The sequence below is a fragment of the Nonomuraea sp. NPDC049695 genome (assembly GCF_040674955.1).
Lineage (GTDB): Bacteria > Actinomycetota > Actinomycetes > Streptosporangiales > Streptosporangiaceae > Nonomuraea > Nonomuraea helvata.
In genome coordinates this window covers 47,507-62,425 of sequence record NZ_JBFANV010000047.1, presented here as the reverse complement: position 1 = coordinate 62,425, position 14,919 = coordinate 47,507, and the positions used below count along the sequence as shown (strand labels likewise).

11 protein-coding genes are annotated in these 14,919 nt (G+C 71.8%); 5 read left to right on the top strand and 6 right to left on the bottom strand.

The features are described 5' to 3' along the window. Positions 1-69 precede the first annotated feature (69 nt). The 4 genes from AB0J64_RS33380 to AB0J64_RS33365 all read left to right on the top strand — a co-directional run bounded on the left by AB0J64_RS33380 (position 70) and on the right by AB0J64_RS33365 (position 5,055). On the top strand, positions 70-2,730 hold the full coding sequence (locus tag AB0J64_RS33380; protein WP_364035844.1) for a CHAT domain-containing tetratricopeptide repeat protein: 2,661 nt from the start codon (positions 70-72) through the stop codon (positions 2,728-2,730). 112 nt (positions 2,731-2,842) lie between these two features. Continuing rightward, on the top strand, positions 2,843-3,709 hold the full coding sequence (locus tag AB0J64_RS33375) for a terpene synthase family protein (protein WP_364035841.1): 867 nt from the start codon (positions 2,843-2,845) through the stop codon (positions 3,707-3,709). A gap of 257 nt (positions 3,710-3,966) precedes the next feature. Continuing rightward, positions 3,967-4,560, top strand: coding sequence for an ATP/GTP-binding protein (locus tag AB0J64_RS33370; protein ID WP_364035838.1), 594 nt, complete (start codon positions 3,967-3,969; stop codon positions 4,558-4,560). A 24-nt stretch (positions 4,561-4,584) separates the two neighbouring features. Beyond that, positions 4,585-5,055, top strand: coding sequence for an Lrp/AsnC family transcriptional regulator (locus tag AB0J64_RS33365; RefSeq protein WP_364035835.1), 471 nt, complete (start codon positions 4,585-4,587; stop codon positions 5,053-5,055). 45 nt (positions 5,056-5,100) lie between these two features. On the opposite strand, the gene AB0J64_RS33360 is transcribed toward AB0J64_RS33365, so the two are convergent. The 6 genes from AB0J64_RS33360 to AB0J64_RS33335 are packed head-to-tail and all read right to left on the bottom strand — an operon-like array spanning position 5,101 to position 11,723. Continuing rightward, positions 5,101-6,069, bottom strand: a complete 969-nt coding sequence (locus AB0J64_RS33360; protein ID WP_364035832.1) for a BadF/BadG/BcrA/BcrD ATPase family protein — start codon at positions 6,067-6,069, stop codon at positions 5,101-5,103. Further along, positions 6,066-7,328, bottom strand: a complete 1,263-nt coding sequence (locus AB0J64_RS33355; protein ID WP_364035829.1) for a 6-phospho-beta-glucosidase — start codon at positions 7,326-7,328, stop codon at positions 6,066-6,068. The genes AB0J64_RS33360 and AB0J64_RS33355 overlap by 4 nt, the downstream gene beginning before the upstream one ends. After that, a complete protein-coding gene (locus tag AB0J64_RS33350; RefSeq protein WP_364035826.1) occupies positions 7,325-8,218 on the bottom strand; it encodes a carbohydrate ABC transporter permease in 894 nt (297 codons plus the stop codon). Before AB0J64_RS33350 ends, AB0J64_RS33355 begins: the two co-directional genes overlap by 4 nt. Then, a complete protein-coding gene (locus AB0J64_RS33345) occupies positions 8,215-9,144 on the bottom strand; it encodes a sugar ABC transporter permease (protein ID WP_364035823.1) in 930 nt (309 codons plus the stop codon). The genes AB0J64_RS33350 and AB0J64_RS33345 overlap by 4 nt, the downstream gene beginning before the upstream one ends. Position 9,145: 1 nt before the next feature. Beyond that, positions 9,146-10,477 carry an ABC transporter substrate-binding protein gene (locus AB0J64_RS33340; RefSeq protein ID WP_364035821.1) on the bottom strand — a complete coding sequence of 444 codons (1,332 nt, stop codon included), beginning with the start codon at positions 10,475-10,477 and terminating at the stop codon, positions 9,146-9,148. 22 nt (positions 10,478-10,499) lie between these two features. Beyond that, positions 10,500-11,723 carry an ROK family transcriptional regulator gene (locus AB0J64_RS33335; protein ID WP_364035818.1) on the bottom strand — a complete coding sequence of 408 codons (1,224 nt, stop codon included), beginning with the start codon at positions 11,721-11,723 and terminating at the stop codon, positions 10,500-10,502. 326 nt (positions 11,724-12,049) lie between these two features. On the opposite strand from AB0J64_RS33335, the gene AB0J64_RS33330 reads away from it, so the two are divergent. Then, positions 12,050-14,266, top strand: coding sequence for an ATP-binding domain-containing protein (locus AB0J64_RS33330; protein ID WP_364035815.1), 2,217 nt, complete (start codon positions 12,050-12,052; stop codon positions 14,264-14,266). Positions 14,267-14,919: the final 653 nt, after the last annotated feature.

Genomic DNA, 14,919 nt, shown 5'->3' with positions numbered 1-14,919 from the left:
GTGTATGAGCGGCCACAGGGCCGGCTGATACAGGGCCGGCTGATACAGCCGCGGGACTACGATCGACTCGTGTCCCGTGAAGATCCGCATGACCTGCTGGCCATGGTCTTCGCGAGACCCCGGGAGGCCCTGGCCGCCGCCAAGGAGGTGCTGGCCGAGGGGCGCGGGCCGTACGAGTCCTCGATCGCCAGGCAGGCGCTCGGGATCCTGCACCGCGAGTTCGGCGACCTCGAGGCGGCCATCCGTGAGCTACGGCACGCCGTACGCCTGGCGCGGCGTTCGGGCTCGGCCGACCGCGAGGCGGACGTGCTGGCCACGCTGGGCATCGCGCTGCTGCACGCAGGGCGCACCAGAGCGGGGCTGTCGGCGCTCGACTCGGCGGCGGCGCGGTCCGGCGGGGCGACGCGGGCGCGGGTGCTGTTCCGCCGCGCGGGGGCCCGCTGGATCCTGGGCCGGCACGCGGAGGCCCTCGAGGACCTGCGGGACGCGGTGCCCGCCCTGCTGGCGGCGCGCGACACGGTGTGGGCGGCGCGGGCGCTGACCCTGCGCGGGCACGTCCAGCTGGCCCTGGGCGCGGTCGCCCCGGCCGAGGCGGACTTCCGTACGGCTCACGACATGCTGGCCACGACCCGGCAGGAGCACGACTCGGCCGTGGCCGTACAGAACCGCGGGGTGGCGGCCTTCCGCACCGGGGATCTGCCCGCGGCGCTGGACCTGCTGGAGGAGGCGGAGCGGCGCTTCAGCGCGCTGGGCACGCCGATGTTCGACCTGATCGCCGACCGGTGCGCGGTCCTGCTCGCCGCAGGGCTCGCCCGGGACGCCCTGGAGCAGGCCGACGGCGGGCTGCGCCTGCTGGCGCGGCTGCGCGGGCAGGCGACCCGGCGGGCGGAGCTCCTGCTCATCGCCGCCCGGGCCGCTCTCCAGAGCGCCGACCCGGTCACGGCCATGGAACGGGCGGGGGAGGCGCGGCGGCTGTTCGCCCGCCAGCACCGTACCTGGTGGTCCGAGCACGCCCGCCTCATCCTCCTCCAAGCCGAACACGCCGCCCAGGCGGAAGGCACAGCCTCGACGGACGCGCAGGCCGGAGATAGTGCCGCGTGGCGGAGGCTGCTGGGGGAGGCCCGGCGCGTGGCCGGGCGGCTGGCGGGGCTGGGGTCGCCTGAGGTCTGGCAGGCGCAGCTGCTGGCGGGCCGTGTCGCGCTCGTCCTGGGCAAGCCGGGCGTGGCGGAGCGGCACCTGGCCAGGGCGGCGGACGTCAGGCACAAGGGGCCCGCCACGACCCGGGTGGGCGGCTGGCTGGCGGAGGCACTCAGGGCCGAGGCGGCAGGGGAGCCGCGCCGCCTGCTGCACGCGTGCCGCGCCGGCCTGGCGCTCATCGAGGAGCATCGCCTCACGTTCGGCTCCTCCGAGTTACGCGCGCTCGCCACCGCCCAGGGCGCGGAGCTGGTCACGCTCGCCCAGCGGCACCTCCTGCGCGCCGGGCGCCCGCGCCGCCTGCTGGCCTGGACGGAGCGGTGGCGGGCCACCGAACTCGCCGTGCCCGCCGTGAGCCCGCCCGAGGACGACCGGCTCCTCGCCCAGCTCGCCGCCCTGCGGCAGGCCGAGCACCTGCTGGCCCAGGCTCGCCAGGACGGCGCCGCCTCGGCCGCGGCCCTCGAGCGTGACAGGAGCCGTCTGGAGTCCCGCGTACGGGCGACGACGCTGCGCACCCGCGGCGGCCGCGAGCGCAGGGAACGCGACGACGACCGGACCGAGCGGCTCCTGGCGGACCTGGGCGAGGGGCGGCTGGTCGAGCTGGTCGTGATCGACGGCTTCCTGCACGTGCTGGTCTGCGGCGACGGCACCGTGCGCCGCCACATCGCGGGGCCGATGGACCGGGCGGTCGCCGAGGTCGAGTTCGCCCGCTCCAGGCTCCGCCGCCTCGCCTACGAACGCCATCCCGACCAGCGCGAGCTCCACGACCTCGGCGCCCGCCTGCAACAGGCGCTCCTCGGCCCGACAGCCGACCGGCTGGGCGACGGGCCGCTGGTCGTCGTGCCGCCGAGCACCCTGCACACCACCCCCTGGGCGCTGCTGCCCTCCCTGCGCCGCCGCCCCTTCACCGTCGCCCCCTCCGCGGGGGCGTGGCTGCGCGCCAGGGCCGCCCGCCGTCCCGACGCCGGCCGCATCGTCCTCGTACGCGGCCCCGGCGTCCCCCACGCCGACGGCGAGATACGTCAGATCGCCCGCCTGTACGGGGAAGCCGCCGAGATCCGGGCGGACGGCGAGGTCGCCTCCCCGTACGGCGAGGTCACCGTCCTGGCAGGAGGCCGGGCCACCGCGCCTGACGTGCTGGCCGCCATCGACGGCAGCCCGCTCGCCCACCTGGCCGCGCACGGCACGTTCCGGGCCGACAGCCCGCTGTTCTCCTCACTCCACCTCGACGACGGCCCCCTGACCGGCTACGACCTCGAACGCCTGCGCCGCGCCCCCCACCACCTCGTCCTGTCCAGCTGCGACTCCGGCCAGATGGCCCCCGTCGGCGCCGACGAGCTGCTGGGCCTGGCCACCGCCCTGCTCCGCCTCGGCACCGCCGCGATCGTCGCCAGCGTCGTCCCCGTGAACGACGAGACGGCCGTGCCCGTCATGGTCGGCCTGCACGACGGCCTGCGCCGTGGCCTCGGCCTGGCCGAGGCGCTCTGCCGGGCCAGGGGCGACGACGTGTCGTTCATAGCCATCGGAGCAGGCTGATCTACCTTGATCGTAAGTACGCGATCATGAAACAATCTGGTAACAGCTGCGTCTATCCGGGGTGTTGGGGGACGGTCGCCCATGATCCGCGAGCTCATCGAGCGGCCCTAGGATGCCCGACCATGAGGTGGACGAGGCGTTCGAGCTCGGCAGGACGTGCGCGCTGGCCGCCGAGTGCGGCAGGGACCTGCGGCGCTGCGCCCAGATGTACAGCGGGCTCTTCCCCGCGGCGGCCTTCGGCGCCGATGACTACAGCGCCCTGACCCTCTCCATGGCCTTCAGCGCCCCCTGGGCCACCGCCGCGCGCCTCAAGGTCGCCAACCGGGCCGCCCTGTGGGTCCTGGCCGTCGACCGGCTCGTGGACCACACCGCGACCACCCGCGAGCAGGTGAACCGCCTGGCCGGCGAATGCCTGTCCGTCGCCGATGGCGCCGTGCCCCGGTCGGCGGTCACGCGCTTCCTGGCCGACCTGCGCGACGAGCTGGCCACCGTCAAGGAGTTCGACGACCTGCGCCGGCTCTGGCGGGATCAGCTCGCCAGGATGCTGGCGGGCATGGCCAAGGCGTGGGTGTGGCGTGACACCCGCACCGTTCTGACCCTGGACGGCTACCTCGACAACGCCGACAGCCGCGGCTCGTGCTTCGTCGACGTGTCGCACTGGATCTACACGGCCGACGACTGGGCGAAGGCCCACCTGGAGGAGTTGCGGGCGGTCAGCCGGCAGGTCCAGCGATACCTGCACCTGCTCGGCGACGTGGCCTCGTACCGCAAGGACATGAGCTGGGGCGACCTGAACGTGCTGGCGCTCGGTGTCAGCCGCGCCGAGGTGACCGACGCGATGGCCGAGCTGGAGCGCGAGGCGGCCGCCCTCATCGAGCCGGTACGGGCGCGCAGCCCTCGCACGGCGGTCTACCTGCGAAGACAGCTCGGATTCAACGCGGGTTTCCTCGGTATTTCGGGCCGCGGCCCGGCGTGCTAAGGGACGTGTCGGATTCCATGACAGGCTTCCTTGACAGATGGCCGGTGGGTCAGACGAATAAAAGTACGCTAAGCGACAAACCGTGACATTTGGTTTCTTGTAAAAGATTGCGGCTTGAGTGGAAAATGTGGCGTTGCTAGGGTGTCTCGATGCCAGGCATGTGGAGCGACCTTCTCAACACACCTTGACAGGTACCACTGACCACGGCACCTCAGGGGCGGGTTGTGCATGCGCGGGAGATGTACAGGCGGTGCTGGATGGAATTCGGTCGCTCTGACCATTGGCGGCTGCCGACGGCGATCAAGATCTTGATCGCCGGCGGGTTCGGCGCGGGCAAGACCACCATGGTCGGTGCCGTCTCCGAGACCCGGCCGCTGCGCACGGAAGAGGCGCTCACGCAGTTAGGCGCCGACGTCGACGACCTGTCAGGCGTCGAGAGGAAGTTCACGACCACCGTCGCCATGGACTTCGGGCGCATCACCATCGCCAACGACTACATGCTCTACCTGTTCGGCACGCCCGGCCAGGAGCGCTTCTGGTTCGTGTGGGACGAGCTGGCCATGGGCGCGCTCGGCGCCGTCGTGCTGGCCGACACCCGCCGTCTCGACGCCTGCTTCCCGGCCGTCGACTACTTCGAGAAGCGCGAGCAGCCGTTCATCGTGGCGCTCAACTGCTTCGACGGCACCCGGCCGTTCACCGTGGGCGAGGTCCGCTCGGCGATCGGCCTGGAGCCGGAGATCCCCATCGTGCTCTGCGACGCCCGCAGGCGCGACTCGGGCAGGCAGGTGCTCATCACGCTCGTGGAGCACGCGATGCGCATGGGCGTCTCGCCCGTCGGGACCATGTCGTGACCATGACCGGCTAACCTTTGGCCGATGGAGGAGATCGACCGCCGGATCGTCACGCTGCTGGCGCGCGACGGCCGCATGAGCTTCACGGACCTGGCCAGGGAGACCGGGCTCTCGGTCTCAGCGGTGCACCAGCGCGTACGCCGCCTGGAAAAGCGCGGAGTCGTGCGCGGATACGCCGCGATCATCGACCATGACGCGGTGGGGCTGCCGCTGACCGCGTTCGTGTCGATCAAACCGATCGACCCGGCCGCCCCCGACGACGCCCCCGAGCGGCTGGCCCATCTGACGGCCATCGAGGCGTGCCACAGCGTGGCGGGCGACGAGAGCTACATCCTCAAGGTACGCGTGGCCTCACCGGCGGCGCTGGAGGACCTGCTGCAGCAGATCCGGGCCTCGGCCAACGTCTCGACCCGCACGACGGTCGTGCTGAGCACGCCGTACGAGCACCGCGCCCCCGAGGTGGCCGGCGAGGGCCCCTCCGGCCCGGACACCTGACCACCCGGCCGCCCAGTTGCTGCCCCGAACACCACCGGCTGAGTCTCAGCCCCCGGCCGGCGCGTAGCGGGCGCGCAGGCGCGTCTTGGCGGTCTCCGCGGCCCCGAGGTGCTCCAGGCCGAGCAGCGCTGCGCCCACGATCGGGGGCACGTCGGCCAGCACGAGTTTCGCCCGCGGTGCCCGTACCGCGAAGGCCGAGTTCAGCAGCGACATCAGCAGCGGATCCCGTGCGGTCAGCATGCCCCCGCCCAGCACCACCTCGACCGGCGTCTCCAGCAGGCCGAGGCGGCGCAGGCAGACCTCGGCCAGCACCGTCACCTCCTCCGCCTGCCGATCCACCAGCGCCGTGGCCACGGCGTCACCGTCCGCGGCCACGGCGAGCACGCCCGGTGAGAGCTCGTGCAGCCGGTCCTCGGACAGGCGGCCGAAGTGCACCTCCAGCACGAGCTCCTCGACCGTCGCCGTGCCGAAGTGGGCGGTGATCAGGCCGGTCAGCGCGGTCGGCACGCCCCGGCCGTCCTCGGCGCGGGCCGCGTACCACAGCGCCTCCTCCGCCAGGCCCTGGCCGCCGCCCCAGTCGCCGCTGAGGCGGCCGAGCGCGGGGAAGCGGGCCACCGCGCCGGCGGGGGAGACGCCGACCGCGTTGATGCCTGCTCCGCACACCACCGCCACCCCCCACGCGGCCGACGCGCCGGCACGCAGCAGCGCGAACGTGTCGTTACGCACCACCACGTCCCCGCCGAGCCCCCTGGCCGCGAGCTCGCGCGCCAGCGCCTCCTCCTCGACGGGCAGGTCCGCCCCCGCCAGGCAGGCCGACACGTGGTCGAACCCGCCCGCGGGCCGCGGCAGGCTCGCGAGCGCCTCCTCCACCACGCTGACGGCCGCCGCCACGCCGTCGCGCTGCGGCGCGAACCCGCCCGCGCGGCCCGTGGCGAGCACCTCGCCGTCCTCCGCCACCACCGCGACGTCGGTCTTGCTGTTGCCGCCGTCCACGGCGAGCACCAGCCGCGTCACCGGCCCACCGTCCACGGCAGGTGCGCGCGATTGGCCTCCAGCAGCAGGCCCGTCAGCTCCTCGGCGATCTCGTCCTGCCCGACCAGGGGATGGGCGAGCAGCGCGTCCCGCACCCGGTCCGCCCCGCCGTGCAGGGCCGCCTCCAGGGCGAGCGTCTCGTACGCGGACACGTGCGCGATCAGGCCCGCGTACAGCGGCTCGACGGCGGGCACCGGCAGCGGCGCCGCCCCGCCCGCCCCGATGGCCGCCGGCACCTCGATCACCGCCGAGTCGTCGAGGAACGGCAGCGTGCCGGCGTTGCGAACGTTAACAATCTGGGTGTCGCCCCGGTCCCCGAGCAGGGACGCGATCAGCGCCACGGCCGCCTCCGAGTAGAACGCCCCGCCCCGCTCCGACAGCAGCTCCGGCTTCGTCACCACGGCCGGGTCGGCGTACATCTCCAGCAGCCGCCGCTCCAGCGCCGCGACCTCCGCCGCCCGCGACGGCTTCGAGCGCTGCTCGCGCACCACCGCGTCGTGCGCGTAGAAGTACCGCAGGTAGTACGAGGGGATCGCGCGAAGCCGCTCCAGCAGCCCCAGCCGCAGCCCGAGGCTGTCGGCGATCTCCTGGCCGTGCGTGCGCAGGATGGACGGCAGGACGTCCTCGCCGTCCAGATAGACGGCGCGCTCCCAGGTCAGGTGGTTGAGCCCGACGTGGCCGAGCGAGATCCGCGAAGGCTCCACCCCCAGCCCGGCGGCGAAGCGGCGCTGGAAGCCGATCGCCACGTTGCACAGCCCGATCGCCCGGTGACCGGCGTCGAGGAGGGCCCGGGTGACGATGCCGACGGGGTTCGTGAAGTCGACGATCCACGCCTGCGGCGCCAGCGAGCGTACGACGGAGGCGATCTCCAGCACGACCGGCACCGTGCGCAGCGCCTTGGCCAGCCCGCCCGCCCCGGTCGTCTCCTGCCCCACGCACCCGCAGCGCGGCGGCAGCGTCTCGTCCACCTCCCTGGCGGCCTGCCCGCCCACCCTGAGCTGGAAGAGCACCGCCACGGCTCCCGCGACCCCCTCCTCGACCGAGGACGTGGCCAGCACCCGCGCCGGGTGCCCCGCGTGCGCCAGCATCCGGCGCGACACGCCCGCCACCAGCTCCAGGCGCGTCGCGTCCGGATCTATCAGGGCGATCTCCGTCACCGGCAGCTCGTCGCGCAGCCGCGAGAACCCGTCCACCAGCTCAGGCGTGTATGTCGAGCCGCCCCCGACCACGGCGATTTTCAACCCTTCACCCCCGTCAAAGTCACGCCCTCGATGAACACTCGCTGGGCGAAGAAGAACACGATGATCACCGGTGCCGTCACCAGCAGCGTGGCGGCCATGGTGAGGTTCCACTGCACGCTGTGGAACGCCTTGAACGTGGCCAGGCCGAGCGACAGCGTCAGGTGGTCCTGCTCGACGCCGGCGTACAGCAGCGGCCCGTAGTAGTCGTTCCAGCAGTAGAAGAACTGGAACAGGGCGACCGCCGCGACGGCCGGGCGGGCCATCGGCAGGATCACCCTGACCAGGGTCTTGAGGTCCGAGCAGCCGTCCACCCTGGCCGCGTCGGTGTAGTCGCGCGGGATCGTGACCAGGAACTGCCGGAGCAGGAAGATCGAGAACGCGTCCCCGAACAGCAGCGGCAGGATCAGCGGCCACAGGCTGTCGGTCAGCCCCAGCCGCGCCCAGACCAGGTAGATCGGCACCGCGATGACCTGCGGCGGCAGCATCATCGCGGTGATCACCAGCAGGAACGCCAGGCGCCTGCCGGGGAAGCGGAAGCGGGCCAGCGCGTACGCCACGGGAATGGACGACACGACGGTGAAGACCGTCCCCAGCACCGCGTACATGAGGGTGTTGGCCGCCCACCGCAGCAGCATCGACTTCTCGAACACCACGGCGAAGTTCTCCCAGTTCCAGCTGCGCGGCCACAGGTCGCTGGTCAGCGCCTGCTGGTCGGTCATCAGCGCGGTCAGCGCGATGAACACCACCGGCGCCACGAACATCAGCGCCAGCGCGATGGCCAGGGCGTGTGTGGCGATCCAGACCAGCAGCCGCCGCCTGCGGGCCCTGACGCCGTCGCGGCGCGCGGGCGCGGCCACCGTGCGGGGCGGCGCGGTCGCCGTGGCGCTCATGACGCCTCCTCGGCCCGGCGGAACTGCCGGAGCAGGATCAACGTGAAGATCATCGACGTGGCGAACAGGAGCAGCGCGAGCACGCAGGCGTACCCCATGGAGTAGTCGCGGAAGCCGACCTGGAAGAGCCACTGCGGCAGCGTGAGCAGCGACTCGTCCGGATAGCCGGGCGAGAACGAGCTGCCGGGGGAGTCGGTCGAGCCCGAGGCCACGCGGGAGGCGATCATTGCCTGCGTGAAGTACTGCAGGGCGTAGATGACGTTCGTGACCAGGGCGAACATCAGCACCGGCGCGAGCGTGGGCAGCGTAACGCTGCGGAACTGCCGCCACGGGCCCGCCCCGTCGATGGCGGCCGCCTCGTACAGGTGTCTGGGCACGTCCAGCAGCGCCGCCAGGAAGATCACGACGAGCTGGCCGCAGCTCCACAGCGACAGCAGCGTCAGGCTCGGCTTGGACCAGGCCGGGTCGCCGAACCAGTCGGGCCCCTGGATGCCGAACAGGGCGAGGAACTGGTTCCACGGCCCGGTCGAGGGGTTCATCAGGAAGACGAACGTGATCGTGCCGGCCGCCATCGGCACCAGCGACGGCAGGTAGAAGATCGTGCGGAACAGCCCGGCCCCGGCCTTGAGCCTGACCACGAGCTGCGCCAGGGCCAGCGAGAACAGCACGGTCGTCGGCACCAGGACGATCACCAGCCAGAGCGTGTTCTTGGCCGAGGTCAGCACTCTGGGGTCCTGGAAGAGGTACCGGTAGTTGTCCAGGCCGGCGAACTCGAGCGTGTACATGTCGTAGCGGTGGAAGGAGAAGTACACCGTGGACAGCAGCGGGTAGACGAAGAAGATCGCCACTCCGGCCAGCCACGGCGAGAGCCACACGAGGGCGCGCAGGCCCTCGCGGCGCCGCCACACGTCAGGGAGCGAGGCCACCTCAGCCCCCGGACAGCTTCAGCTTGTCGTTGATCTGCTTGTCGACGATCTTCAGGCCCGCGTCAAGGTCCGGTACGGCGCCCTTCTCCCACTTCTCCATGAAGGTCTGCATGGCCTCCTGGTTGAAGACGCTGTTCACGCTGGCGGGGATGGTCGAGGTCTTCGGGTGGGCGAAGATATCCAGAAAAGTCGTGAAGTTGGCGTCTTTGGCGAGGTCGGGGGAGTCCATCGCGGCCCTCGTCGTGGGGACGTTGCGCAGCGCGTTCGACAGCGTCACCAGCGAGGAGGTGTCCGTGGTGAGGTACTTGACCAGCTCCCACGCCTGCTGCGGATGCTTGGCGCCCTTCGGCACGCCGATCACGGTGCCCGCGGTGAAGCCGCTGCCGTACAGGTCGGGCCGGTCGTCGGCGACGGGCAGCGGAGCGGTGCTGTAGTCGAGGCCCTTCGCCTCGTTGCCGATCATGGCGTTGCGCCACTCGCCGTCGAGGACCATGGCGACCTTGCCCTCGTAGAACGGGTGCTTGGCGCTCCACTCGTCGCCCAGGCTCTTGCGGAACTTCTCCAGGTTGGCGTAGCCGTACCAGTCGACGAGCTCCTTCTGCCAGGTGAGCAGCTTCTTCCAGGCCGGGTCGGAGCCGATGGCCGAGGTGCCGTCGTCGTTGTACCACGTGGCGCCCACCAAGGGGGCGAGGTGGCTCGGCACGTTCTCGTAGTACTGGGCGCTCGGGACGAACCCGGCCACCTTGATCGTGCCGTCGGCGTCGCGCACGGTGAGCTTCTTGGCCAGCGCCGTCAGCTCGCTCAGCGTCTTGGGCGGCGCGTTCCCCTTCATCAGGGCCTTGTTGTAGTAGAGGCCGTACGCGTCGGCCAGCAGCGGCAGCGTGCACTGCCTGCCCTCGAAGCTCGAGTAGGACCGCGCCACCTCCGGCAGCACCGACAGGTCGATGCCGTCCTGCTTGATCACCGGAGTGAGGTCCTGGAACGATCCCGACTTGCACCATTGGGCGACGCTGTCGGTCGTGAACGAGGCCGCCACGTCCGGCGCGTTCCCGCCGCGGATGGCCTGGGTGATCTGGTCGTCCTGCACGCCCTTGACAGCCTTGACGGTGATCTGCGGGAATTTCTGGTTGAAGCCCTTGATGGCGTCCTCGAACGCCTTGACCTCGGCGTCGGTGGAGAAACCGTGCCACAGCTCCAGCGTGGCGGCGGGGAGGGGCTGCGAGGCGGAGCCCGAGGGTCTGGGCCGGGCGCCGAGCGAGGGCCCCGCCTCCTTGCCTGCTGTGCAGGCGGTCAGCGCGAGAAGCGCGGCGACCGCCAGGGGGACGAAGCGCACGGGGGGTGCCTCCTGCCGGGGATCATGACGGAACGGTCGGCGAGCCGCTGGACGCGGCCACCGTGGAGCTGAAGACCTGGTCGCGTACGGTGCCGAGGGCCAGGTGGAGTGCGCCGGCCAGGACGGGGTTGCCTTCGACGCTCGACAGGCGGACCCGGGGCTGCGGGATGGTGAGCGCGTGCAACTCGTGCTCGACCAGCTCGCGCAGGGTCTCGCCGCCCGACAGCACGATGCCGCCGGTCAGGATCACCAGCCCCGGGTCGACCACGGAGGTGATGGCGGCCAGGCCCACGGCCAGCCGGGCGGCGATGTCGCGCAGCCCGGCCCTGGCGTCGTCGGCCTTCTGCCCCTTGCCCTCGGCCGCCTTGACGGCGTTGGCGACGGCGTGCTGGAAGTCGGCGCCGCGCACGCCGTACGAGCGCAGCAGCTTCAGCACGGCCGGGCCGCCGGTGAGCGCCTGGTAGCCGTGGTTGGCGTAGCGGCCCGCCTCGCGGGCCGTGGGCGCGCCCGGGGTCGGCATGTAGCCCACCTCGCCCGCGCCGCCCGTGGCGCCCCTGTGCATGCGCCCGCCCAGCACGATGGCCGCGCCGATGCCCTCGTCGGCCCAGAGCAGCACGAAGTCCTGGTGACCCTGCGCGGCGCCGTGCGCCTGCTCGGCCTGCGCGACGAGGTTGACGTTGTTCTCCACGTCCACCGGCACGCCCAGGCCCGCGCTGAGGGTGGGCACCAGGTCGGGGATCTGCCAGCCGGGCACGTCCTTGGCGGCGGCGTACCCGAGCCGGCCGGTGGACGGGTCGATGGCGGCCTGCACGCCGATCACGACCCGGCGCAGCCTGCCCGGCGGGTTCGCGCCCCGCAGGGCGGCTTTGAGACGGTCCACGAGCTCGCCGTGGGGCCGGCGCGGGGTCGGCAGCGCGTGCTCGCCGACGATCGCGCCGGTGATGTCGGCCACCTTGGCCTCGATCCGGTCCGGGGTGACGTCGAGCGCGGCCACGTACGCCGCCGCCGGGTTGATGCGGTAGACCTCGGCCGTACGCCCCGGCAGGCCCTCCCTGATGCCGTCGAGCACGACCAGCCCCGCCTCCTGCAGCCGGGAGAGCAGCTGCGAGGCCGTCGGCTTGGACAGCCCGGTGAGGGTGCCGATCTCGGGGCGGGTCAGCGGACCGCGTTCGAGGAGGGCCTGCAGGGCGGCGCGATCATTGATGGCGCGTAGCAGACTAGGGGTCCCCGGGACCGGACCGCTCACAGTCAAATCTCCTTGCTCAAGAGTTAGGAAAGTTTCCTAACTCGGAACATATGGAGTCGGCCCGTGCTGGTCAAGGGGTGAGACCAAGACGTAACAGGAGAGGATCAAGAGAAAGCGAGTGGGAGTGCCTCAACAGGCCTGCTAATGTAGTCGTTTGTCGTAACAACAAGCAGAATGGCCCGGAGTGTCCCATTAACCACAATAATGGTCAGGCGGCAACTCGTCAAACAGAGCTCGCCAAGGAGCAGGCGTACGTCACCGGACTCTACGCCCGCCTCGACGAGCTTCGCGAGCGTACCCAGCGGCAGCTCAAAGAGGTGTTGGCCATGGGGGCCGTCGGCACGATGCAGAACATGTCCGAACGCGACACGTTCGCCGACATGCACGCCTCCAGACTCGCGCGGCTGTGGGCGGTCGAGCGCGGCCTGGTTTTCGGTCGCCTGGATCACGTCGACGAGGGCCGGCTGTACATCGGCAAGATCGGCATGACCGACGACGAGCAGACGCGCCTGCTCATCGACTGGCGGGCGCCGGTGGCGCAGCCGTTCTACCGCGCCACCCCCGCCGCCCCGATGGGCGTCACCAGGCGCCGCCACCTGCAGACCAAGGGCCGCGCCGTGGTCGGCGTCGACGACGACCTGCTCGACCTCGACTCGCTCACCGACGACGACCGCGCCACGCTCAACGGCGAGGCCGCGCTGCTGGCCGCGCTCGACGAGCGGCGCACGGGCCGCATGCGCGACATCGTCGCCACCATCCAGGCCGAGCAGGACCGCGTCATCCGCAGCGACCTCAACGGCGTGCTGGTCGTGCAGGGCGGCCCCGGCACCGGCAAGACCGTCGTGGCCCTGCACCGCGCCGCGTACCTGCTCTACACCCACCGCGAGCGCCTCGAGCGCCGCGGCGTGCTCGTCCTCGGCCCCAACCTCACCTTCCTGCGCTACATCGAGCAGGTCCTGCCCTCGCTCGGCGAGACCGACGTGCTGCTGTCCACGGTCGGGGAGCTGTACCCGGGTGTGACCGCCACCGCCAGGGAACGGCCCGAGGTGGCCGCCGTCAAGGGCGACATCCGCATGGCCGAGGTGATCGCCAAGGCCGTGCGCGACCGGCAGCGGGTGCCGCGCAAACCCGTCGAGATCACCATCGGGCGCATCGCGCTCACCGTCGACCGTTCCATGCTCGAGGCCGCCAGGAACAAGGCCGCCCGCTCCCGCCGCCCGCACAACCAGGCCCGCGCCGTGTTCGTGCGCTCGCTGCTCAACGCCCTGGCCAGGCAGCAGGCACGGAAGATCGGCAAGGGGCTCATCGACGACGACGAGCTGGCCGACCTGCGCGAGGAACTGCGCACCGAGCCGGCGGTCAAGTCCGCGCTCAACCGGCTGTGGCCGTACCTGACGCCGCAGCGGCTCCTGCTCGGCCTGTACGGGTCCCCGGAGCGGCTCGGGTACGCGGCCTCGGCGCTGAGCCCGGAGGAACGCGCGCTGCTGCGACGCGACGGCGGCGAATGGACCGAGTCGGACGTGCCGCTGCTCGACGAGGCCGCCGACCTGCTCGGCGACATCGACGAGCAGGTGCTGCGCGCCACCGCGATGCAGGCCGAGGAGGAGCTGGCCGCGGCCAGGCAGGCCGAGGAGCACCAGCGCGAGGCCGAGCTCGCCTACGCCCGCGAGGTCCTGGAGCTGACCGGGCTGTCCGACGTCATGGAGGCCGAGCGCCTGGCCGAGCGGCAGCGCGACGGGGGTCCCTACCTCACCACCGCCGAACGCGCCGCGGCCGACCGCACGTGGGCCTACGGGCACGTGATCGTGGACGAGGCGCAGGAGCTGTCGCCGATGGCGTGGCGGGCGGTCATGCGGCGGTGCCCGACGCGGTCGATGACCATCGTCGGGGACATCGCGCAGACCGGATCCGCCGCCGGGGCGCGGTCATGGGCGGAGGTCCTGGATCCGTACGTGGCCGGGCGATGGCGGCAGGAGCGGCTCACCGTCAACTACCGCACGCCGGTGGAGCTGATGGCGGTGGCCGCCCGCGTCCTGGCCACCATCGATCCCTCGCTGCAGGCTCCGACGTCCGTGCGTGAGGCGGGCGTGGAGCCGTGGTCAGCGCCGCTGACCGCGCTGCCGGAGCTGGCCAAGGCGGAAGTGGGCGAGGGCGGCAAGGTCGCCGTGGTGGTCCCGGACGCGCTGCTGGAGTCCCTGGGCGCCGAGGTGGCCGCCACGGTGACGGGCGCGGCGGTGGTGACCTCAGGCGCGGCCAGGGCCGGTTCAGGGGGCTCTGGGGGCTCTGGAGGTACGGTACGGGCCGGGGCGGCGGCTGCTCTTGACGCTCCGGTGGCCGTGATGTCGGTGGCCGACGCGAAGGGGCTGGAGTTCGACTCGGTGATCGTGGCCGAGCCCGACCTCATCGCCGCCCAGTCGCCACGGGGGCCGAGCGACCTGTATGTTGCTCTGACCCGTGCCACGCAACGGCTCGGAGTGGTGCACGCGCGCCCGCTTTCGCAGGCGCTGAGCGGTCTGCAAAGCCGCTCACCGGCACGCAAATGAGCTTCGATCGGCTTCCGGCCCATGTCCTACCTGCGAAAACTTGATGTTTCTGCTGATCGGGACACGGTTGACATCTGAGGTGGAGTCGGTAGTTTGCTGCGCAGTCCAGCACGGGACTTGGCCGGTTGGCCGTCTCTGACATCGTCGGATCCTGCGTCCGTGACGGAGCGTGACTTCGTCCACACAGCCAGGTGCAGGGCCGTCGGTCCGTCGAGTCGGGGCACCCCAACCGGGCGGGGGGTTGGACCCGGGACGGGTCCGGGAGCCCAGTAGACAACGGAATTCCGCGCTCGCCGCCGACGAGACGGGTCCGGTCCGAAGGGTTTCCGGGCCCTCTTCCCGCTCTCGTGCGCAGGACCGACATGTGCGCCGGGTGGTCCCGTCGGCTACGGGATCACCCTGCCGCCTCCATGGAACGCGGATTCTTTCGATCTTCTTTACCGCGCTGGCTTGAGCCGTGCCCGCGGGGCGGTAGCGTTTTCGCAAGCAGGCGTGCGATTCGGCGGAGGAGACCCCGGAGTGGTTCAGGAGAGAGCGAGCCTACCGCCCACCCCCGGGCGCGACTCGACGCATGCCACTGCGCCGCCTCCCGCCGCCCCGCAGACGCCTCACGACGCAGCCCTTCCCGACGGCCCCCTCTCGACCGGCAGCAA